The organism is Gluconacetobacter sp. (genome assembly GCF_047721585.1).
Taxonomy (GTDB): domain Bacteria; phylum Pseudomonadota; class Alphaproteobacteria; order Acetobacterales; family Acetobacteraceae; genus Gluconacetobacter; species Gluconacetobacter dulcium.
The window spans coordinates 13,666-35,284 of sequence record NZ_JBDNXE010000036.1; the positions used below are offsets into that span (position 1 = coordinate 13,666).

Here is a 21,619-nt window from a genome sequence, read left to right on the forward strand (position 1 = left end):
GGGTGGGGGGGGGGGCGCGCCCGCCCCGCGGGGGCGGGCCTGGCCCGTGCCCGGGCCCGCGCGCCGCCACAATACCCAACTGCGCCGGGCGGCTGGGGGCCCGCGGGGCTTTTGCGTTACCCGCGCATCAATGTGGCAAAACTGTCAGGGACAGTCGCAACCCGGTGTCGGCCCTTCGGCCTCACGCACCACATGGTGGTCGATCCATTCGGAGACCAGACGCCGCGCTTCGTTCAGCGACGCCTCGGGATGATGGATACGATACAAGGTGGTGCAGGCGTGGAACGCCGAAACATCGCCCGTCCCGACATCCCGCAACTCCCGGTACGCGGTCACGACCGCCCGTTCGCAGTTTCGTGTAATCCGGCCGTTTTCTGGCGCCACAGTATTAAATCCTTATTGCGAACGATTTGCAATTACAGTTATACTAACGAGTATCTCCGTCTCCGGCAAGAGAAACCGCCCCCCGGCCGAACGCGATCCAGCCCCTCGCGTGGCGCGGCACAGGCGGGATTCCGATGGAATGATGTCGGTCGCGCGATGGATTTTCCCGGACGATCCCGCTAAGGCTTTTCCACCTCGTTTTCCTACGCTATCGGACCGGAAAGACACACCAGATGAACGATTCAACAGGCTACGGCACAGGCGCCTCGTCGGGCTCATCCGCCTGGGACCGCGATGCCGCGCTGACGACCGCCAAGCTGCTGCTGGAAATCAAGGCGGTCAATTTCCGGCCCGAGGACCCCTACACGCTGACATCGGGCTGGAAATCGCCCGTCTATATCGACTGCCGCCGCATCATCTTCTTCCCCCGCGCCCGCGCCAAGATCGTCGAACTGGGCGTGGAGAAGATCGGCCGGCATATCGGCTACGAAAGCATCGACGCCGTCGTGGGCGGCGAAACCGCAGGCATCCCCTTCGCCGCCTGGATCGCCGACCGCATGATGGCGCCGATGGCCTATGTCCGTAAGAAGCCCAAGGGTTTCGGCCGCAATGCGCAGATCGAAGGCGATGTGCCCGACGGCATGCGCACCCTGCTGGTCGAGGACCTGACGACCGACGGCTCCTCCAAGATCCGATTCGCCCGCGCCCTGCGCGACGCGGGGGCAATCGTCGATCACACGTTCGTCGTGTTCTTCTATGGCGTGTTTCCCGGTTCGCTGCGCACGCTGGCGGATATGAACATCTCGCTGCATGCGCTCTGCACCTGGTGGGATGTGCTGGAAGCCTGCGCCGGCCAGCCCTATTTCTCGGAGAAGGACGCCTCCGAGGTCCGGCGCTTCCTTGAAGATCCGTGCGGCTGGTCGGGCAGGCACGGCGGCGTGTCCAGCCTGGAGGAGGCGCTGGCCTTCAAGAGCGCGCAGGGCCAGGGCTGATCGCCCTGCCATGACGCAGCGGATTCTCGCGTTCGATTCGGGGATCGGCGGTTTCGGAATCGTTCGGGCACTTCGCGCCCGCCTCCCCGGCATACCGGTCGATTATCTGGCCGACACGGCGATCTATCCGTATGGCGAGCAGGAAGACGCCACGCTGATCGCGCGCGTGGTCACCCTGATGGGCGAGGCCATCGCCAGCCTCGCGCCCGATCTCGTCGTCATCGCCTGCAACACCGCCAGCACATTGGCGCTGGGGGCGTTGCGGGACCGATACGCCATCCCGTTCGTCGGGTGCGTCCCGCCGATCAAATGGGCTGCCCAGTTGAGCCGCACCCGTACCATCGGGCTGCTGGCGACGCGGGCGACTGTCCGCCGTCCCTATCTGCGTGCCCTGCAACAACGCTACGCCCCGGATTGCACTCTGCTGGCCCACGGTGCGCGCGGGCTCGCCGATCTGGCCGAACGTGTCTTTCGCGGCCATGCGGTGGCGCCCGACATCGTCCAGCGGGAACTGGCGGCCCTGTTCGAACAGCCCGGCGGCGACCGGATCGACGTGGTCGGCATCGGTTGCACCCATTACACATTCCTGATGGATGCCTTTCGCGCGGCCTCGCCACCAGGGATGATCTGGCTGGACCCGGCGGATGCCGTGGCGCGTCAGGCGGCGACGGTCTTGCGGGGGCTTCCGCCTCGGTCCGAAGCCCTCCGTCATCACGATCGGGATCGGGCCTTCTTTACCGCCATGCCGGCCGAGCCCATGCGCATGACGACAGCCATGGTCGCGCTGGGCTATGGCGCACCAGCCCTCTTTGCTCCGGCGATCACGGCGATCTGACCGATGCGGTCGTCTTGGGCTGGCTGAAAAAAGTCGGACAAGCACAGGCAAGTGCCATGCCATCGGCCACGCGCAGCGAAAGAACGGGAAAGGCTCGCCGGCGTCTGCCGGGGGCCTTTCCCGATCAGGCTCTCATCTCATCTGGCCCGGCTGACGGTGTAGGACGCGGTATCCTGCAGCAGACGGCGCAAACGGGTATCGGGGAAGATATTCAGTGCCTCACATGCCGCGCGGGCATAGGCGGCGGCACGGTCCAGCGTCACACCGATGGCATCGGTCTGGGCGATCAGGGCCATGGCGTGGTCGAGGTCCTCGGGCGCCTGTTCGCTCTCCTCGATGACCCGCCGCCAGAACCGGCGATCCTCCTCGCTTCCAGCGGCATACGCCGCCAGGACCGGAAGCGTGATCTTGCCTTCGCGGAAATCGTCGCCCACGGTCTTGCCCAGCACGGCTTGGTCCGCCGCGTAGTCCAGCGCGTCGTCAACCAGTTGGAAGGCCATGCCCAGATTGGTGCCGAACGCTTCCAGCGCCTGTTCCTCGGCCTCCGGTCGCTTGGCCACCACCGCCCCGACGCGACAGGCGGCGGCAAACAGAGCCGCCGTCTTGCCATGGATGACCGTCAGATACTGATCGACCGAGGTGGACAGGTCGTTCTGCGTCGACATCTGCAGAACCTCGCCCTCGGCGATCGTCGCCGACGCCGAGGACAGGATCGCCATCACCTTTAGCGACCCGTCATCCGTCATCAACTGAAACGAGCGGGCGAACAGGAAATCGCCCACCAGCACCGATGCCTTGTTGCCGAACACGGCGTTGGCGCTGGCCAGCCCGCGCCGCAACTGGCTCTCATCCACCACATCGTCATGCAGCAGGGTCGCGGTATGGATGAATTCCACGCACGCGGCCAATGCGACATGGCGCTGATGGTCCGGCCCGGCCGGATAGTCGCACAGGCGCGCCGAAGCCAGCGTCAGCAACGGCCGCAGCCGCTTGCCACCGGCCGCCACCAGATGCGCCGCCAACTGGGGGATCAGGGCGACCGGACTATCCATCCGCTCGATGATGGCGCGATTGCACGCGGCCATGTCGTCGGCGAGATAGCTCGACAACTCCTGCAGAGCAGCTTCGGCCCCCTCCTGCGCCGAGGCGCCGGAGCCGGAATGCTTCGCGGTTGCCGTTTTCTCGGATTCCGGCAGAGTGACTGCAACGCCCAAAAGGTTAAACTCCCCGACCCCGTTGGATTGGTCTGTAGAACATATGAGCGGCGTGAGAATGACGGTCAAGCCGAAGGACATCATACATGAGCCGACGCCGCATCTGGCATGTGCCGCGGACGACGCATCCATCGAGGTCCTGAGCCACGGAACGCTGCTCGACGGCCGGCTCCGTTACCGGCAATTCCGCCAGGGCTACCGCACGGGACTGGAGCCGGTCCTGATGGCGGCCTCCGTCCCTGCCCGCCCCGGCCAGCGCATCCTGGAAGGTGGATGCGGGGCTGGCGCGGGATTGATGTGCCTGGCCTGGCGGGTGGCTGGCATCACCGGCATCGGCGTGGAACGCGACGCCCGCACCGCAGCCCTGGCCCAGACCAATTTCAACGACAATGGCCTCGACCGGTTGCGCGCAGCGTGCGCGACGCTGCCCGATCTGCCTGCCATCGCCGACTTCCCGCTCCAGGGGGGCGGATTCGACCACGCCTTCGCCAATCCGCCCTGGCATCGCACGGATGCCAGCGCCTCACCCGATCCACGCCGCGATATCGCGCGGCGCGTCGTGGCGAACGACATGCTGAATGTCTGGGTCCGCAGTCTGGGGCGGCAGGTGCGCCATCATGGCACGCTGACCCTCGCCCTGCCCGCCGCCTCGCTCGACGCGGCGATCGCGTCCATGCGGGCGCACGGCATCGGGTCGATCCGCCTGATCCCGTTCTGGCCCAAGGCTGGCCGGCCGGCAAGAATCGTGCTGGTTCAGGGCCGCGTCGGCGGTCGGGGGGATGCCGCCCTCCTGCCCGGCATGACACTGCACCGGGCAGACGGGCATTTTACGCCGGAGGCAGACGCCATCCTGCGCGACGGCGCGCCATTGGACGCCGGATAAATCAGCCGTCCGACTGGAAGATGCTCTCCTCGAACGCCTCTTCCCAGGTACCGGAGGTCGAAGCCCGGCTGTATTCCGTCGCGCGGTTCTCGAAGAAATTCGTATGCTCGACGGCGTTCAGCATGTCGTCCAGCCACGGCAACGGGTTCGCCGGGACATGGTACATCCCGTCCAGCCCCAGCAGGCTCAGGCGACGATCGGCCACGAAACGGATATAGGTCTTGACCAGATCGGCATCGAGGCCCTCGACCGGCCCCATCTCGAAGCAGAGATCGATGAATGCGTCTTCATGATCGACGATGTCGCGGCAGACCTGGCGGATGTCCTCGCGCAGCTTCTCGGTCCAGATTTCCGGATTTTCATGGATGAAGGTGCGGAACAGCCGCGCCATGGACAGACAGTGCAGGGTCTCGTCCCGCACCGACCATGACACGATCTGGCCCATGCCCTTCAGCTTGTTGAAGCGCGGGAAATTCAGCAGGATGGCGAAGGACGCAAAAAGCTGAAGCCCCTCGGTAAACGCGCCGAACGCCGCGAGCGTGCGCGCGATGTCGTATTTGCTGTCGACCGAGAAGCCCTGCATATAGTCATATTTATCCTTCATTTCCTTATATTTAAGGAAAGCGGAATACTCGGACTCGGGCATGCCGATCGTATCGAGCAGATGACTGTACGCGGCGATATGAATCGTCTCGATATTCGAGAAAGCCGACAGCATCATCAGCACTTCAGTCGGTTTGAACACCCGGCTGTAATGCTTCATGTAGCAATTGTTCACCTCCACGTCCGACTGCGTGAAGAAGCGGAAGATCTGGGTGACCAGATGCCGCTCGCTCTCGGTCAGGGTGCGGTGCCAATCCTTCACGTCATCGGCCAGCGGCACTTCTTCCGGCAGCCAATGGACGCGCTGCTGCGTCAGCCACGCATCGTAGGCCCACGGATAGCGGAACGGCTTGTAGACCGGATTTGCCGTCAGCAGGTCGAAATGGGCTTCGCCCTCGGGCTGAGGCGCGTTGAGGGAGTCGGTCATGTCGTCTTCTCCGCGACAGCAATGCGGCAAACAGCCTGTAGAGGCAGGCGGTCGCGCCGCCTTACCCGCTTACTGGCAGGCCAGGCATTCATCGTAATTGGTGGATGACGTCGGCGTGGCCGGCGCGGCCGCTGCCGGCTCCGGAACCAGGACGTCGCTCTTGTCCAGCACGTTGCTGACGGTATCCGCGCGCTGGATCGACAGCGAACGGCAATAATATAGCGATTTCACACCCCGCTTCCATGCCAGGTAATGGATCTGGTGCAGGTCGCGCTTATGCACGTTCGCGGGCAGGAACAGATTGATCGACTGCGCCTGGCAGATATAACCGGCGCGATCGGCCGCGTGCTCCACCACCCAGCGCTGGTCGAGTTCGAAGGCGGTCTTGAAGACATCCTTTTCCTGCTGGGTCAGGAAATCCAGATGCTGGACGCTGCCCTGGGTCAGGGTGATCGACGACCACACCTCGTCGGTGTTCTGGCCCTTGTCGATCAGCAGCTTGGTCAGATGCCGGTTGCGCACCGTAAACGAGCCGGAGAGCGTCTTTTGCAGGAAGACGTTGGCGGCGATCGGCTCGATTCCGGGGCTGGAATTGCCGGCGATGATGGAAATCGACGCCGTCGGCGCAATCGCCATCTTGTTGGAGAAGCGCTCCATCACGCCATATTCCGCCGCGTCCGGGCACGCCCCGCGCAGTTCGGCCAGCTTGCGCGACGCCTTGTCGGCCTGCTCGCGAATATGCTTGAAAATCCGTTTGTTCCAGACCTTCGCGATCACGCTTTCGAACGGCACGTTGTTCGCCTGCAGGAAGGAATGGAAGCCCATCACCCCCAGCCCGACCGATCGCTCGCGCGAGGCCGCATATTTGGCGCGCGCCATGTCGTCCGGCGCCCGGTCGATGAAATCCTGCAGCACGTTGTCGAGGAACAGCATCACGTCCTCGATGAACTGCGGATCGTCCTTCCACTCTTCCCAGGTTTCCAGGTTGAGGGAGGACAGGCAGCAGACAGCCGTCCGTTCCTGGCCGTGATGGTCGATGCCGGTCGGCAGCGTGATCTCGGCGCACAGGTTCGAGGTCTTGACCTCCAGTCCCGCCAGCTTGTGGTGCTCGGGCCGCGCGTTATTCACATGATCGGAATAGATGATGTAGGGCTCGCCCTGCTCCATCCGCGCCGTCAGGATCCGAATCCACAGCGACCGCGCGGAGACGTGGCGGATATGCGCGCCATCCTTGGGCGACAGCAGCACCCATTCCGCATCCTCGGCCACGGCACGCATGAAGGCGTCCGACACCAGCACGCCATGATGCAGGTTCAGCGCCTTGCGGTTCGGATCGCCGCCGGTCGGGCGGCGGATCTCGATGAATTCCTCGATCTCGGGATGCCAGACCGGCAGATACACGGCGGCCGATCCCCGGCGCAGCGACCCCTGGCTAATCGCCAGCGTCAGGCTGTCCATCACGCGGATGAAAGGGATCACGCCCGACGTCTTGCCGTTACGGCCGACATTCTCGCCGATCGAACGCAGATTGCCCCAATAGGAGCCGATGCCGCCGCCCTTGCTGGCCAGCCAGACATTCTCGTTCCACAGATCGACGATGCCGCGCAGGCTGTCGTTGGCCTCGTTCAGGAAGCAGGAGATCGGCAGGCCACGCGTCGTCCCGCCATTGGACAGCACGGGCGTCGCCGGCATGAACCAGTGGCGCGAGATATAGTCATACAGCCGCTGCGCATGTCCCGGATCGGCGCCGTAATAGGATGCGACGCGCCCGAACAGGTCCTGATAGCTTTCGCCGTCCAGCAGATAACGGTTATCCAGCGTCGCCTTGCCGAACGGCGTCAGCAGCGCGTCGCGCGACCGATTGACCCGCACGGGATGGTGGCCGGGTAGCTGGACGACATCATCGAACATGTCGGGCGTCTGGCCGGATTCGTGGTCCTGAAACGGGCCACGCTCATCGACCGGACGATCAGACACGGTTCCGGATACGTCATCCAGGCTCATCCATCATCTCCGTGAAAATCGCCGGGACACGGCGTTTGTGCTTATGTCCGGGGCGGCATTATGACGCTACATATCGCGTCAGGGCAACCAAGAACGCACTAGATATATGAAGATGCCGAGACGGCAAGGGGGCCGCTCGACGCGAAGTCAGGACTTTCCGCGTCAAGCAAAAAGTTTTTTTTCTTCGCCCTCCATCAGGGGCGCCCCGCCACGGCCCGAGGTAGAAATCGTTACGCTTCCGACGGGCCTCCGGCGTCCCATCGGGCCGCGGCGGCTTCGTCGCTTTCGCGCGCGGCGACCCACCTCGCCTGCCCGTCCGGATAATCCTCGCGTTTCCAGAACGGTGCCTGCGTCTTCAGCCAGTCGATCACGAAGCCCGTCGCCTCAAGCGCCGCCCCCCGATGGGCCGCCGCGCACAGCACCAGCACGATCGGCGCCCCGACCGGCAGCCGCCCTACCCGGTGGATCACGGTGCAGGCCAGCAGGTCGAATCGGGTGCCGGCCTGCGCCACGATTCGCGCGATCATGGATTCGGTCATGCCCGGATAATGTTCCAGGGCCAGCGCGGCCAGTCCCGCATCACCGCGCACCAGCCCGATGAAGGCACCGATCCCGCCGACATCGAATCCCGTTGCGGCCAGCCGTGCGATCTCGGCATCCAACGAGAAGGTCTCTTCCTGCACCCGGATATCGACCAGCACGGTCTATCCCCCCGTCACAGGCGGAAAGAAAGCCAGTTCGTCGCCCGCTCGCACGGGCGAATCGAGTGCGGCGAATTCCTGATTGACGGCACAGCGGATCGCCCCGCCGCCTTCGGCGAATATCTCTTCATAAGCCGCACCGCGCCGACGCAGCCCGTCCATGATGTCACGAACCGAAAGCCCCCCATCACGCGGCAGCACGAACGTCTCCCGCGACCGGCCCAGCCGATCCCGAAGCCAGGCGAAATACAGAATTTCCACCATGCTCACCGCCTCCCCGTCATCGCCGTGTCCGCCCTCCGGCCCGGCCGCGCGGCTGTTCCTATCTGGAAACGCCCTGCGTGTCCCGCACCGTCTTCACGGTGCCATTCGGGGTAATGACCGTGCTGGTGCCATCCCCATTGGGAATAACGATGGTCGAGGCCGTCTGGCCGGATCGGGCAAGTGCAGCATCCTCCTGCCCCGCCGAAGGGCCCGGGGTCCGAACCGAGGAATTCTGCACCCCGCCGCGGATCTCCGCCTGTTCGCCCGCGCTCAGCGTGCCACCCTCGGGCAGTTCCGGCCCTGTGGCCGCATCAGCCGGCAGGCCGTCATCGTCAGCCCCATGACGTTCCCGCGTCGCATCGCCCAGGGTCGGCAGCGGCGCGGGTGGGCCCGGCCACATATTGCCGCCCTGGGGCAGGATCGGCCGCTCCGCGACCCCTTCCCCCTTGGCGCGACGCAGGTTCTCGGCATCCCCCCCAGGCAGGTTTGGATTGACTCCGGGAAAGGTTGCGTCATCGGCCATCACCTTGCCGAACCCGGCACAACCCGCCTGTAATACCAGCAGTGAAAGCACCGCCGCCCTGCGTATCATCCTGCCCCTCCGCCCGCGCCTGCACCGCTCGCGATTGGAAGTCTGCCCATTCGTCTCCACAACCACAAGTGGCATGAAATGCAACGATACAATCAGGACGCGATTTTTGACGCGCCATCGTGGCGGCCGATATGCCGCAGAGCTGTCATGAGGTAATCCCATCCGGTCATGACCGTCAGAACGGCCGCGATCCAGAGCAGGACCGACCCGATCAGCCCGACCGGAAGCCATGGCATCTGCAACAGCCGCCCCGTCCCGTCGCCGGCCAGCAGGAAACCGATCGCCGTCATCTGGATACCGGTCTTCCATTTGGCCAGCTTCGTCACCGGCAGGCTGATCCGCGTCGCGGCCAGGAACTCGCGCATGCCGCTGATCAGGATCTCCCGCGCCAGGATAATGATGGCCGGATACAATGCGCCGAACGGCAGATGATCGGTTCCGGCCAGCATCATCAGCGACGCGCCGACCAGCAGCTTGTCGGCGATCGGATCGAGCATCCGGCCCAGTTCGGAATATTGCTGCCGCGCGCGCGCCAGCCGACCGTCCAGATAATCGGTGATCGCAGCCGCGATAAACAGCAGGCAGGCCGCACAATCCGTGATCGCCCCCCCCATCGCCACAAGGGCAACCAGGACGGGAATCGCCCCAATCCGCGACAGGGTCAGGATATTGGGCAGGTCGGTCAGCATCGGACGCACCGTACAACAAGACATGGCGAACAGGAACGGTACTTCACGCCGGTCTGATGAAGAAAACGCTCACACCTGCCTCAACGTCGGTCATAGGCGCTATGCGCCGCTCCAGCCGGGGTGGAAATGGCCATAGACGACGCGCGCGGTCTCGCGGTTGATCCCCGGCGTTGCCTCCAGTTCGGCCAGTCCCGCCTGCCTTACCCCACGCGCCGAACCGAACTGGTTGAGCAGCGCGCGCTTGCGCGCCGCGCCGACGCCCGGAATCTCGTCGAGTTCGGACTTCACCAGTGCCTTGGACCGGCCGGCGCGATGGGTGGAAATGGCGAAACGGTGAGATTCGTCACGCAGCCGCTGTAGATAATATAGTACCGGATCGCGTAGTGGCAGTTGGAAGGCCGGACGGTCGGCCACATGGAACCATTCCCGCCCGGCATCCCGATCGGGTCCCTTGGCGATCGCCACAAGCGTCACGTCCGACACGCCGAGTTCATCCAGGATCGTCCGCACCGCGGAATACTGGCCTGCTCCGCCGTCGATCAGGACGATATCCGGCCAGTCGGCCGCGCCTCCTTCCGCCTCGCGCTCGCGCAAGGCGCGGCTGAAGCGGCGCTCCAGCACCTCGCGCATCATCGCAAAATCGTCCCCCGGCGTGATCGGCCCGCGAATCGCGAACTTGCGGTAACTCCGGCGGTCGAATCCCTCCGGCCCGGCCACCACCATGACACCATAGGCATTGCTACCCATAATATGGCTGTTGTCGTAGATCTCGATCCGGCGCGGCGCGGTATCGAGCCCGAACAGGTCCGCCACGCCGTCCAGCAGCTTCGCCTGGGCCGTGCTTTCGGCCATCTTGCGTTCCATCGCCTCGCGCGCGTTCGTCTCAGCATGCTCGACGACCGCGCGTTTCTCACCCCGCTGCGGCACGAGGATCTCGACCTTGCGGCCACGCTTGATGCCCAGCGCGTCGGCCATCAGATCGTGTTCCGCGATCTCGCAGTTCAGAAGAATCTGCGCCGGCGGCGGCTTGTCGTCATAGAATTGCGACAGGAACGCACCCAGCACATCGCCCGGCGCCTCGTCACGGGCATGGATGGGAAAGAAGGCGCGATTGCCATTGTTGCGGCCGCCGCGGATGAAAAAGACCTGAATGCAGGATTGTCCCGCCACCTGTGCGATCGCCACGATATCCGCATCGTCGAGCGACGCGGGATTGATGACCGACGAATCCTGCATCGCCGCGAAGCCGCGAATGCGGTCGCGAATGGTGGCCGCGCGCTCGAACGCCAGGCTGGCCGCCGCCTCCTCCATCTCCCGAACCAGTTCATCGCGCAGGCCGTTGCGCTGGCCGGACAGAAAGGCCCGCGCCTGCTCCACGAGATGGGCATAATCCGCCTGCTCGATGCGCCCGACGCAGGGCGCCGAGCAGCGCTTGATCTGAAATAGCAGGCAAGGCCGCGTGCGTGCGTTGAACACGGCGTCCGAGCACGACCGCAGCAGGAACACGCGCTGGAGCAGGTTCAGCGTCTGGTTGACCGCCCAGGCCGAGGCAAACGGCCCCCAATAGGAGGCGCCCTTGACCAGCTTGCCACGATGTTTCGCGATCTGCGGAAAGGCATCGCCATCGCTCATCATGATCCACGGATAGCTCTTGTCGTCGCGCAGCAGGATATTGAAGCGCGGCTTCATGCGCTTGATATAATTGGCTTCCAGCAGCAGCGCCTCGGCCTCGGTATGCGTGGTGACGATCTCCATCGTCACCGTCTCGGACACCATCCGCCGCAGCCGCTCGGGCAGCTTGCCCAGGTGCGTGTACGATGTCACCCGCCGCTTCAGCAGTCGCGCCTTGCCGACGTACAGTACCTCTCCCTTCTCGCCGATCATGCGATAGACACCGGGCGAGAGCGGCATGGTCTGCAACGCCTGCTGGATCGCTTCGACGCCCCGGATGCGCGGGGCGCCGACCGCCTCACCGTCCATCAAGCCGTTTCCCATTCATCCACCGATCATGTGGATAAGTCTGTGGAGCAGGCACGGGCAGAATCGTGGGACGGGCGGTTTTCCTGCCCCCGACTTGGATTGCATAAAAAAGCAGCACAGAAAAATAACTCTCTGATTATTATAAATTTATTCCGATCCGCCCAAAAGCCGAGGATCGCTCGTCTCCCCATGAACCAAACTTCCGCATCGCCAACCCGGTCACCTTTCATGCGATTCCATTCTATTCGTCAGAACGGGAATCGCTCTTGTCAGCCTGAGCATGATGGGCAATGTCACCGATATGCGCATCGTCACATGGAATATCAATTCGCTCCGCCTTCGGCTGCCCCTGCTCGCCCGGCTCGGCGAGGCTCTCCGACCCGACATTATCTGCCTGCAGGAAACCAAGGTTCCGGACGATCTGTTCCCGGCCGATGCGGTGCGCGACCTTGGATACGCCCACGTCCTTTATCGCGGTATGAAATCCTATAACGGCGTCGCGATCCTCTCGCGCGTGCAGTTGACGTCGCTCGACGATACACCTGACTGGTGCGCGCGGAGTGATTGCCGGCATATCGCGGCATCCTTCCCCCTTGATGGCGAAGCGGTCGAACTGCACAATTTCTATGTCCCGGCCGGCGGCGACATTCCCGACCCGGATGCCAACCCGAAATTCGCGCACAAGCTGGCGTTCGTGGACGAGGCAACGACATGGTTCGCCAACCGGCCCAACCGCCGGACCATTCTGGTCGGCGACCTGAACATCGCCCCGCTTGAACAGGATGTCTGGAGCCACAGGCAATTGCTGACCGTGGTCAGCCATACACCGCCGGAGACCAGCCGGCTCCTGGCGTGGCAGGAAAACGGCTTCGTCGATGCGATGCGGCATTTCGTGCCGCCGCAGGAAAAACTCTATACGTGGTGGTCCTATCGCAACCGGGACTGGAAAGCATCCAACCGCGGACGCCGCCTGGACCATATCTGGGTCACACCTGACCTCACGGATCGCCTCGTCGACATGACGGTGCTGCGAGACGCACGTGACTGGCCTACAACGTCGGATCATGTTCCGGTCGTGGTTGATTTCCGAGATTGAAGGCGCGCGGGCACCGCAAATATAGGGATCGGAAGCGATCCCCCCCCCCTTTCAGACCGACTATCGGCACGAGCCGATGTGTGCCCGAGCACTTTCTTGTCAATCTGTCCAACCTTTGACATAGAGCTTTGGCAGTCTGACCAGAGACAAATTTTTCTTGGTGGTATGTCGCGTGGTTCATATGATTCCTCAACACTCCCGCCTGCGTGCCGGCACCGCCACATACCGTATGGCAGCGCAGGTATCCGGCGTGCTGGCGAGTGGCCTGATCTTTCTGTCTGGTTGCAGTTCCCTGCCAAGCAGCGGCCCCACGGAATCACAGTTCCTCAGCGCTCAAAAAGACCCGCAGAAAAACAAGTTGGGGTTCGGTCTCGTACAGATCAGTTCCGATCTCCTGACGATTCTTGCCAGCGATTCCCCCGCCCCCCTTTCGTCTCTGGACAAAATAACCGATCGGCCGACGAGCAACGACATGATCGGCCCCGGTGATACGATTCAGATTTCGATCTATGAAATCGGTAATGGCCTGTTCGGCGGCGGTGGCAGCAATGCCAGCGGCACGTCGATGGCCGCCGCCATGGCAGGCGGCTCTACAACTACCCAGAATACCGGCAGCATCCTGTCGTCCGGCGGCACCGGGCAGGACCCTCAGGGCGCCAAGGCCATGCTCAGCAATCTGCCGCCACTGAAGGTCAGTGCAGAAGGAACCGTCACCGTCCCCTATGCAGGCACGCTGCATGTGGCAGGACAGACGGTGGATCAGGCGGCCGCGACAGTACGCCAGGCCTTGGCGCGAAAATCGCAGGCGCCTCAGGTCGTCGTCCATGTCGTAGAGAGCGTGACCAACTCCGCCATCGTCTATGGAAACGTCACCCGCCCTGGACGCGTATTCCTCACCCCCGCGCGCGAGCGTCTCATGGATGTCATCGCCCTGGCGCAGGGCAGTCCCCATCCGCCGGAGGATTCCATCATCCAGTTGACGCGAGGCAACCACGTGGCGCGCGTGGCGATGAGCGTTCCGGAAAACGACCCGTCGCAGAACATCGAGATTCATCCCGGCGACCGGATCGAGGTTATCTACAAACCCAGAACCTTTACCGTTTTCGGTGCCACCGGCAAGGTGTCGGAGGTCCCGTTTGCGGTACCTGAACTCTCCTTGTCCGAAGCCCTTGCCAGGACGGGAGGCCCTCTGGACCAGCAGTCCGATCCCAACGGTATTTTCCTTCTGCGCTATGAAGACAACGACGTCGTGAGGCGGCTGGGTCTTCCTGTGGCCGAAGGCAAGCCGGTCACGCCGATCGTGTACCAAATCGACATGATGAATCCGGGCAATTATTTCCTGGGGCAGCATTTCGCCATGAGAGACAAGGACATGCTGTATTACTCCAACGCGAAGGCGAATAATTTCTACAAACTGTTCGGCCTTATCAGCACGATCATCCAACCGGGCATTACGGCCGGCTACATGGTGGCGCGCTAGCGCATAAGCCAGGATGCCCGCAACGAAACAGGATATGTGCAGTTTTTCGATCGAGGTTGGAGCAGGAAAGTCTTTCGATGTCAGATGAGTTTCAAGAACACCCTTCATTAGCCTTAGCGCCCGCATCCCAGCCGGCCCATGCGGCAGCGCCGCTTGCGGCCGGCTTGGCTTTTGTAAGAAACAAGATCGGGTCCGGACTTTTTTTAACTGTTATCGTTCCGAATATTTTCCTCTTTCTCTATCTGACCCTTATCGCCAGCCCGCAATATATTTCCGAATCCCATTTCATGGTGCGCGGCGAACACAGCATGGGAAGTGCGCCGCTTTCCATGATGATGCAAACCGGCATGAATGAGTCCGTCACCAGCGATGATACGTTCGCCGTGCAAGACTATCTCATGTCGCGTGACGCCATGGCACTCCTGCTCCACAAAGACGGACTGGCCCAGGTCTTCTCGCACCCGAGCGCAGATTTCATGGCCCGCTTCCCCAACTGGTATTCGCGGCACGATCTGGAAAGCTTCTACAAATACTACAAGAAACACGTAAAGGCACAGATCGATGCCGAGACCTCCCTGTCTGTCCTGACCGTCCGCACCTTTAGCGCGGAGGATTCACAGCGCATTGCCAAGGCGCTCATCGCGGCCGCAGAAGACCTGGTGAACGAGATCAACCGCCGGCAGCGCGCGAATCTGGTGGATGCCGCACAGCGAGAGGTCGACACAACGCTCGACCAGATCCGCGACCTGCAAACCCGCCTTGCAGCCTTCCGCAATACCAGCGCGATGATCGACCCGGAGAAGCAGAGCGAGCCCCTGGTTTCCACGCAATACGCGCTGCAATCGCTGCTCACCGCCACACAGATGCGCCTGGACCAGACGCGCCAGACGTCGCCCGACAGTCCGTCCATTGCCGTCTACGAGCAGCAGATCAATATCCTGCGCAAACAACTGAACACCGCATCCGCCCGGCTGACGGGTGATACCCATTCCCTGGTGCCGACACTGACCGAGTTTGACAACCTGACCATCCAGCGGCAAATCCTGCAGCAGGTATTGGCGTCAGAGGTGGCATCCCTGCAAAGCGCCAAGGCCCGAGCAGACCATCAAATGGTCTTCCTGGAAGAAGTCTCCCGCCCCGACAAGCCTGATTATCCCGCATATCCGCCTACCCTCGAAGTGATGGCAATTTCTCTCGTCTCTTTCTACGGCGCTTACATCATGGGGCGGCTTCTCATTGCAGGCGCGAGGGAGCACAAGATCACATGACGCCACAACCTCAGCGACGCGATACGCTGCTCTCCTGCTTCGTTATTCAATACAAGGTCATTCATGCGCTCATCCTTCGGGAACTGCACACTCGCTACGGGCGCGAGAATTTGGGTTTCCTCTGGCTGATCGGGGAACCAATTCTTTTTTGTGCCGGCGTCGCAATCGTATGGACGGCTATCAGGCCGGCGCGCGAGCATGGTCTGGCCATGACAGCTATGGTGGTCACAGGCTATATTCCCCTGACGATGTGGCGCCACTGCATGGGGCGTGCCATCAAGGCGTATGAGTCCAATGGCAGCCTCTTTTTCCATCGACAGGTAACGCCTTTCGACGTCATCACGGCACGCTCGTTTCTGGAAATTGTCGGAACAATCATGGCCGGCGGCATTGTAATGATGGCCGCTATCGGCATGGACTACATGAACCCGCCCCAAAATTACGGCCTCTTTATACTGGGTATGGTGTTTCAGTGCTTTTTTTCTTTCGCGACCGCCCTGCTAGCCGCGTCGTTAAGCGAAATGTCCGAGCTTGTCGAAAAAGTCGTGAGCGTTTTCAGTTATCTATCGCTCCCGATGAGCGGAGCGTTCGTTATGGTTGCCTGGCTTCCGCTCCGTTACCAATGGATCTTGATGCTTTCTCCTATGGCCAACAACGTGGAGATGATCCGAGGCGGCGAGTTCGGGATAGAAGCCAGCGTTAAGTACGATCTTTTCTACGACACCTGGAGCACTGCCCTGATGCTGCTTATCGGCATATTCCTGACCGCAGGCGTCAGAAAGCATCTGGAAATCACGGGATAGAGCCACCAAACCATGCTAAGATGCGTCGACATCGTTAAGGAGTTCCACACATCATCGGGCACAAAGCGCGTATTGAACGGCGTGAATTTTACCATTCAACGCGGTGAAAAATGGGGCATTCTTGGACATAATGGAGCCGGAAAATCGACCTTGCTGCGGATTATCGGCGGTGTTGATATGCCGACATCGGGACGCGTCGAAAGGGACATGACCGTGTCATGGCCGCTGGCGTTTGCCGGAGCGTTCCAGGGCAGCCTGAGTGGACTGGACAATTTAAGGTTCATCGCGCGCATATATAATCGCGATTACGGCGAAATGCGCCGTTTTGTGGACGATTTCGCCGAACTGGGCACTCACCTCCGAGAGCCGGTAAAGAACTACTCGTCAGGTATGAAAGCTCGACTTGCCTTCGCACTATCCATTGCAATCGAATTCGAATGCTATCTGATTGACGAAGTGATCATGGTCGGTGATGCACGCTTTACGGAACGTTGCCGTCGGGAGCTTTTTGAAAAGCGCAACGATCGTGCTCTTATACTTGTTTCTCACAGTATGGACTTCGTAAAAGAAATTTGTGATTATGGCATGGTTTTACAAGATGGAAAAATGAATATTTGCAATACCGTACAGGAGGGTATTGATATTTATAATAATCTTTAAAAAAACCAGGCAGGAAAACACTCGGAGCTATGCACGAAGTTAGATCATAGGCGCCGATCTGGCGGCGCTCTATGTCATGACGGCTAGAGCATCATCCAACCGGATGGACTCATTCGGTCGGATAAAGATGCTCGATAAAACAATGATCTAGAGCCATATCCGTGAACCAGTGTGAACGGATATGGCTCTAGCTTGGCGACGCCGTTTGTAAGGATAACGCCATCAATGATGCAAGGTAAGTGATTTACTCCTTGAAGCCGTCGCTAGGCTTTCGACGCGGCCCGGACACAAGCGTGAAAACCAAATTAAGATTTGTGAAGCTTCACATGAGGCTTGGGTTATAATTCAAGCTTCGGATGGAACGCGTTGTACTGACAGATGCCTTGGGTAATCTCGTGCGTTTCCGCCTGATGCCCGGCCAGAACGTCGACAGCGTGGATGTGCCACCGTTGATTGACGACCTCGAATTCGACGCTTTCATCACCAACAAGGCGTTCAAAGCCGCTGCGGCTGGGTCGCGAAATGTATAAATGGCGGCGTCCGATCGAGAACTTCTTCTGTAAGCTTGAGAAATTCAAACGCATCGCGATGCGCGCCGATAAAACGGACAAAAGCTTCAGCGCCATCATCTATCTCGCCGCAGCCGTCATACACTCACGATGAATCCCCACAAACCTTAGTCTGGCGTTTTTTGTGACAGGCTTCGCGGGTCATTCTGTGCCGGACGATAGCGAAGACTCGACCGGGTTAAGGTCCACAGATGTTCCCAATGTTCGGCGAAGAAATCGTAGAGCGCCAAAAATGCATCAGTATCCTTCTGCTGACATTTGACGGCGGCCGGATATTTGAGCCCCATATTTCTCCGCGAAGATAGCCATTGATCTTCGCCCTCAGCGCACCATCCAACTCCCGCTTCTCCGGCATCATCGCTCCCTCATACAATAGAGCAACAGCTTGCCATTTGACTCCCGACACTATTTCGGGAGACCACGTCAGCCATTCAACTTCTTCCACTGGTGCTATCCACCGTCGGTGCGCTGGGAAAGATGCAGGGTATACAGTCGCCGATACCCTTGATATCATGGCACGAATTCATACTCGATAGACAATAAAAACACGGGCGTTATTCAGATCCTGATGAAAAGGGACAGGATATGTGGGAACGATGACCGGAGCCAAATGCCGGCGAAGACTGATTGAATGGCTGTTTTGCAGTCTACTGGGTAGACCCCTTTGCAGAGATGCATAGTGGATCAAGGAGGCGGGCAAGAGCAAAGTCTTGGCGCACCGCCGTAGGCGTCTGGTCGTTTCCGATGAACTCTGTCTCCTTTCCGCAACAAGTATAACATGAAGAAAAAGACAGTGACGCCGCAATCTCACTCTTCCACTGATCAGGAAAAAGTTCGTCTCGTTATCTGGGACTTGGACGAAACCTTTTGGCGGGGCACCGTGACGGAGGGTGGGCATGACTACATTCAAGCACACCACGATATCGTCATCGAGTTAGCCAAGCGTGGCATTATCAGCTCGATCTGCTCTCGCAATGACCATGCGTCAATCGAAGCCATTCTGCGCGAGAAAGGTCTCTGGGATTATTTTGTCTTTCCGAGTATCGATTGGACGGCCAAGGGCGCGCGCCTTAAAGGCTTGGTGGAGACTGCGGGGCTACGTCCACCCACTGTCCTTTTCATCGACGACAATCCCTTGAACCTCGCCGAGGCACAAAGGTTCGTCGAGGGCATCCAGGTGGCCGATCCTTCGATTATCCCGGGACTCCTAGATTCTCCGTTATTTAAAGGCAAGGATGACAGCGGCCTGACCCGCCTGCAACAGTACAAACTGCTGGAACACCGAGCTTCGGAGATGGTTCAAGCTTCCGACCCAGCCGACTTTCTGCGTGATAGCGACATCAAGGTCATCCTCGACCACGATATCGAAACTCATATCGACCGCGCGATCGAAATCATCAACCGTACTAACCAACTCAACTTCACCAAGAAGCGGTTGCCTGATGACATCGATGCGGCGCGCAGCATGCTGCGACGCTTACTCTCCGATCTTCATATTCAGTCCGGCTTGGTTCGTGTTATCGACCGCTATGGCGATTACGGCTACGTTGGCTTCTATGCAATGTGGGTCGACGGATCCAAGCGTATTCTGGATCATTACTGCTTCTCTTGCCGCACTCTGGGTATGCAAGTGGAGACTTGGCTCTATCGACGCCTTGGTAGTCCCTCGATCAATATCGTGGGCGAGGTGCTTACCGATATTAGGAACACTGACGCCCAAGTTGATTGGATACGACTGGACGATGGTTCCGGCAGCATCGAATCAGCCACCGTACCAGGCAAAGTTTCTCGTATCGTCGTGCGTGGTGGCTGCGATCTCTTGGCAGTGTCGCATTATTTCCGCTTATTGACGGACGATCTGATCGAAGAGACCTTTTTCTATCGGGATCTATTTCCTGTGCGGCGTGATCATTCTCAGGTGCTGCGTTTGAGCAGCGGTGACCTTTCGGCTGCTGCGACTCTTTCTCTGACGAATCTGGGGTATAAGCTGGAAGATTTTCAGAGTGCCCTAACGACAGCGGGAGAAGGATCGGAAATATGGATTCTTGCCTTTTGGGCCGACAACATCTTTCCCGTGTATCGGCATCGGGAATTAGGATTTCAAGTCCCTGTCCATCTGCAACCGCTGGTCGAGAAGGGCTATCAAGATCCTCTGCAATTCAATGCGGACGATCTTGAAGCTGTCTTGGGCTCTGATTATAGCCCAGAGATCATCACTCAGGTACGTACCGCTCTCGCTGAACTCAAGACAAACTACGAACATAATGGCCTTACTACGCCAGATTTGTTTATTGAATCGATTATCCAAATCTTGCGTCAGGCGTCGCCATGTACGCATGTGTTCCTGCTCAGCCCTCCCCAAAAGCAAGCCGACGGGAACCCAATCGACCGCCATGTGAATATAGATCGCCGACTGCGCGATCTTGCCGACAACGAACCCAACCTTACGGTGCTTTCTATCGAAAATTATGTGGAGAGCCGAACTGAACAAAGTAGCGATTTCCACCATTTTGATCGCAAGGTTTACTTTCGCCTCTTCGAGGATATTCGCTCTCGGATTAAGGCTTTGGATCTCAGCGAAGCACCTGTTCTCAGAGAGAATGTTACCTCTCGCACGCCCTCAAGGCGATGGCGGGCTATGGCTTTGTCGGCATGGAACGCAATGAGAAGGAGACGCATCGGTTCAGATCCCGGGTAGTCTGTAGTCAGGGGCCATGACCCTGTACCGGCCTTGGTTTTTGAGACAGTTGGTTGAAGCCTAAGCGGCGATAGCTGCATTGGCCAGAGCCTTGGCTCGGACGGCGTTGGGAGACATGAATCCGTGCCGTTCGAGTTGACCCTGCCCCCTGAAATGCCCTCGAATTGAAGTAAGGTCTGTCCACTGGATGAAGTGCTCCCCGACTTTGGGCCAGAGTGAACTGGAAACTTCCGGGTTCAAGGCTCCACCGGCAGATCCGCCGGAGAGCCGTTCAGCAGCGATATCGGGGGTTTGTTACCGATGGCGCTGTGTGGGCGGACCTCGTTGTAGTCCTGACGCCAAGCCTCCATTTTTGCCCGGGCGTCGTCAAGGCTCATGAACCAGTGCGTGTTCAGACACTCGGCCCGGAATTTGCCGTTGAAGGACTCGATGAAGCTGTTGTCGGTCGGCTTGCCCGGGCGGGAAAAGTCGAGCACGACACCCTTCTGATACGCCCATAGATCCAGATCCCGGCTGACAAACTCCGAGCCCTGGTCGACCCGGATGCTCCTGGGATAACCCATCTGCCCGCAGATCCGCTCCAGGGTCTGGACGACATCCTCGCCGCGATAACTGAACCGGGGATCCGTGGCCGGCGAGAAGCGGGAGAAGGTGTCGATCACGGTCAGGATCCTGATCTTGCGGCCCGTCGCAAGCTGGTCGTGAACAAAATCCATCGCCCTGCTGTCATTGGTGTGCGTCGCCGGACGACGGTCCTCGCGCACTTTCGCCCTGACCCGGCGCCTGGGCACCTTGTTGCGCAGTTGCATGCCCAACTCCCTGTAAAGACGATAGATCCGCTTCGGGTTCACAGCCCAGCCATCCCGCTGCAGCAGGATATGAACGCGGCGATAGCCATAGCGCACACGGGTTTCGCAGATCTCCCGGATCCGCTGTGTCAGTTCGGCCTGCGTGCCGCGCTTCGACTTGTAGACATAGAGGGAACGATCGATCTGCAGCACCGCACAGGCCCGCCGTGTCGAGATCTTCCACTCCCCCTGAAGCCTGTCCACGAGTTCGCGTTTGCGCGCAGGCCTCAGAGCTTTTTTGACAGCACGTCCTGCAGCATCGCCTTGTCGAGCGACAGGTCCGCCACGATCCGTTTCAGCTTCGCGTTCTCGTCTTCGAGCTGACGCAGCCGTTTCATTTCGGATGGCATCAGGCCCGCATATTTCTTCCGCCAGTTGTAGAACGTCGCATCCGAAATGCCTGCCTTCCGGCAGACCTCGCCGACAGGTGTGCCCCCTTCGGCCTGCTTCAAAACAAACGCGATCTGCGCCTCGGTGAACTTCGATGCCTTCATGAAACTCTCCTCGTCCCGCTTACGGGATCATACGTGGAAAATTCCAACTCAAATTGGCCGTGTTTTCGGGGAGCACGTCAACGGGCCGCAAGATCAGGATCCTGACCGTGATCGACACCTTCTCCCGCTTCTCGC

20 protein-coding genes are annotated in these 21,619 nt (G+C 60.2%); 9 read left to right on the forward strand and 11 right to left on the reverse strand.

The annotated features are described in order from the left end of the window. Positions 1–144: 144 nt before the first annotated feature. On the reverse strand, positions 145–384 hold the full coding sequence (locus ABF821_RS08915; protein ID WP_182973053.1) for a hypothetical protein: 240 nt from the start codon (positions 382–384) through the stop codon (positions 145–147). A gap of 233 nt (positions 385–617) precedes the next feature. Between ABF821_RS08915 and ABF821_RS08920 the strand changes: the two genes are divergently transcribed. Then, positions 618–1,376 (forward strand): orotate phosphoribosyltransferase, encoded by a 759-nt coding sequence (locus ABF821_RS08920; RefSeq protein WP_182973052.1) that lies wholly within the window; start codon positions 618–620, stop codon positions 1,374–1,376. A gap of 10 nt (positions 1,377–1,386) precedes the next feature. Then, entirely contained in the window at positions 1,387–2,211 is an 825-nt protein-coding gene (locus ABF821_RS08925; RefSeq protein ID WP_182973051.1) for a glutamate racemase, read from the forward strand. A 137-nt stretch (positions 2,212–2,348) separates the two neighbouring features. Here ABF821_RS08925 and ABF821_RS08930 read toward each other — a convergent pair whose 3' ends face one another. Then, the gene (locus tag ABF821_RS08930) at positions 2,349–3,425 is read right to left on the reverse strand and encodes a polyprenyl synthetase family protein (protein WP_246401376.1); all 1,077 of its coding nucleotides are present in this window, start codon (positions 3,423–3,425) and stop codon (positions 2,349–2,351) included. Between the two features lie 58 nt (positions 3,426–3,483). Here ABF821_RS08930 and ABF821_RS08935 point away from each other — a divergent pair, with 58 nt between their 5' ends. Then, on the forward strand, positions 3,484–4,308 hold the full coding sequence (locus ABF821_RS08935) for a tRNA1(Val) (adenine(37)-N6)-methyltransferase (RefSeq protein ID WP_259657199.1): 825 nt from the start codon (positions 3,484–3,486) through the stop codon (positions 4,306–4,308). A gap of 1 nt (position 4,309) precedes the next feature. Here the strand turns inward: ABF821_RS08935 and ABF821_RS08940 are convergent, their stop codons facing one another. The 7 genes from ABF821_RS08940 to uvrC form a co-directional block, all read right to left on the reverse strand. After that, a complete protein-coding gene (locus tag ABF821_RS08940) occupies positions 4,310–5,338 on the reverse strand; it encodes a ribonucleotide-diphosphate reductase subunit beta (protein WP_182973050.1) in 1,029 nt (342 codons plus the stop codon). Positions 5,339–5,407: 69 nt separating this feature from the next. After that, complete coding sequence (locus ABF821_RS08945; protein WP_415529749.1) at positions 5,408–7,342, reverse strand: ribonucleoside-diphosphate reductase subunit alpha; 1,935 nt, start codon at positions 7,340–7,342, stop codon at positions 5,408–5,410. Positions 7,343–7,572: 230 nt separating this feature from the next. Then, the gene (locus ABF821_RS08950) at positions 7,573–8,043 is read right to left on the reverse strand and encodes a molybdenum cofactor biosynthesis protein MoaE (RefSeq protein ID WP_415529750.1); all 471 of its coding nucleotides are present in this window, start codon (positions 8,041–8,043) and stop codon (positions 7,573–7,575) included. Positions 8,044–8,046: 3 nt separating this feature from the next. Beyond that, complete coding sequence (locus tag ABF821_RS08955; protein ID WP_415529751.1) at positions 8,047–8,307, reverse strand: MoaD/ThiS family protein; 261 nt, start codon at positions 8,305–8,307, stop codon at positions 8,047–8,049. Between the two features lie 58 nt (positions 8,308–8,365). Beyond that, positions 8,366–8,899, reverse strand: a complete 534-nt coding sequence (locus ABF821_RS08960) for a hypothetical protein (protein WP_246401370.1) — start codon at positions 8,897–8,899, stop codon at positions 8,366–8,368. A gap of 92 nt (positions 8,900–8,991) precedes the next feature. After that, positions 8,992–9,588, reverse strand: coding sequence for a CDP-diacylglycerol--glycerol-3-phosphate 3-phosphatidyltransferase (gene pgsA, locus ABF821_RS08965; protein ID WP_415529752.1), 597 nt, complete (start codon positions 9,586–9,588; stop codon positions 8,992–8,994). A gap of 99 nt (positions 9,589–9,687) precedes the next feature. Beyond that, entirely contained in the window at positions 9,688–11,568 is a 1,881-nt protein-coding gene (gene uvrC / locus ABF821_RS08970; protein WP_415529753.1) for an excinuclease ABC subunit UvrC, read from the reverse strand. 280 nt (positions 11,569–11,848) lie between these two features. On the opposite strand from uvrC, the gene ABF821_RS08975 reads away from it, so the two are divergent. The 5 genes from ABF821_RS08975 (at position 11,849) to ABF821_RS08995 (ending at position 16,875) form a co-directional block, all read left to right on the forward strand. Further along, complete coding sequence (locus tag ABF821_RS08975) at positions 11,849–12,664, forward strand: exodeoxyribonuclease III (RefSeq protein WP_182973043.1); 816 nt, start codon at positions 11,849–11,851, stop codon at positions 12,662–12,664. 181 nt (positions 12,665–12,845) lie between these two features. Then, positions 12,846–14,144, forward strand: coding sequence for a polysaccharide biosynthesis/export family protein (locus ABF821_RS08980; protein ID WP_415529754.1), 1,299 nt, complete (start codon positions 12,846–12,848; stop codon positions 14,142–14,144). A 77-nt stretch (positions 14,145–14,221) separates the two neighbouring features. Further along, entirely contained in the window at positions 14,222–15,412 is a 1,191-nt protein-coding gene (locus ABF821_RS08985; RefSeq protein WP_415529755.1) for a capsule biosynthesis protein, read from the forward strand. After that, on the forward strand, positions 15,409–16,215 hold the full coding sequence (locus ABF821_RS08990) for an ABC transporter permease (protein WP_415529756.1): 807 nt from the start codon (positions 15,409–15,411) through the stop codon (positions 16,213–16,215). The genes ABF821_RS08985 and ABF821_RS08990 overlap by 4 nt, the downstream gene beginning before the upstream one ends. Positions 16,216–16,227: 12 nt before the next feature. Continuing rightward, positions 16,228–16,875 (forward strand): ABC transporter ATP-binding protein, encoded by a 648-nt coding sequence (locus tag ABF821_RS08995; RefSeq protein WP_415529757.1) that lies wholly within the window; start codon positions 16,228–16,230, stop codon positions 16,873–16,875. 338 nt (positions 16,876–17,213) lie between these two features. Here the strand turns inward: ABF821_RS08995 and ABF821_RS09000 are convergent, their stop codons facing one another. Next, positions 17,214–17,504 (reverse strand): hypothetical protein, encoded by a 291-nt coding sequence (locus ABF821_RS09000; RefSeq protein ID WP_415529758.1) that lies wholly within the window; start codon positions 17,502–17,504, stop codon positions 17,214–17,216. Between the two features lie 718 nt (positions 17,505–18,222). Here ABF821_RS09000 and ABF821_RS09005 point away from each other — a divergent pair. Next, positions 18,223–20,142: a hypothetical protein gene (locus ABF821_RS09005; protein WP_415529759.1), complete on the forward strand. Its 1,920-nt coding sequence runs from the start codon at positions 18,223–18,225 to the stop codon at positions 20,140–20,142. A 236-nt stretch (positions 20,143–20,378) separates the two neighbouring features. Here the strand turns inward: ABF821_RS09005 and ABF821_RS09010 are convergent. After that, positions 20,379–21,484, reverse strand: a protein-coding gene (locus tag ABF821_RS09010; protein WP_415529760.1) for an IS3 family transposase whose coding sequence is annotated in 2 segments (ribosomal slippage) — positions 20,379–21,232 and positions 21,232–21,484 — 1,107 coding nt in all. Because the reading frame shifts where the segments join, the coding sequence is not laid out codon by codon here. Positions 21,485–21,619 lie beyond the last annotated feature (135 nt).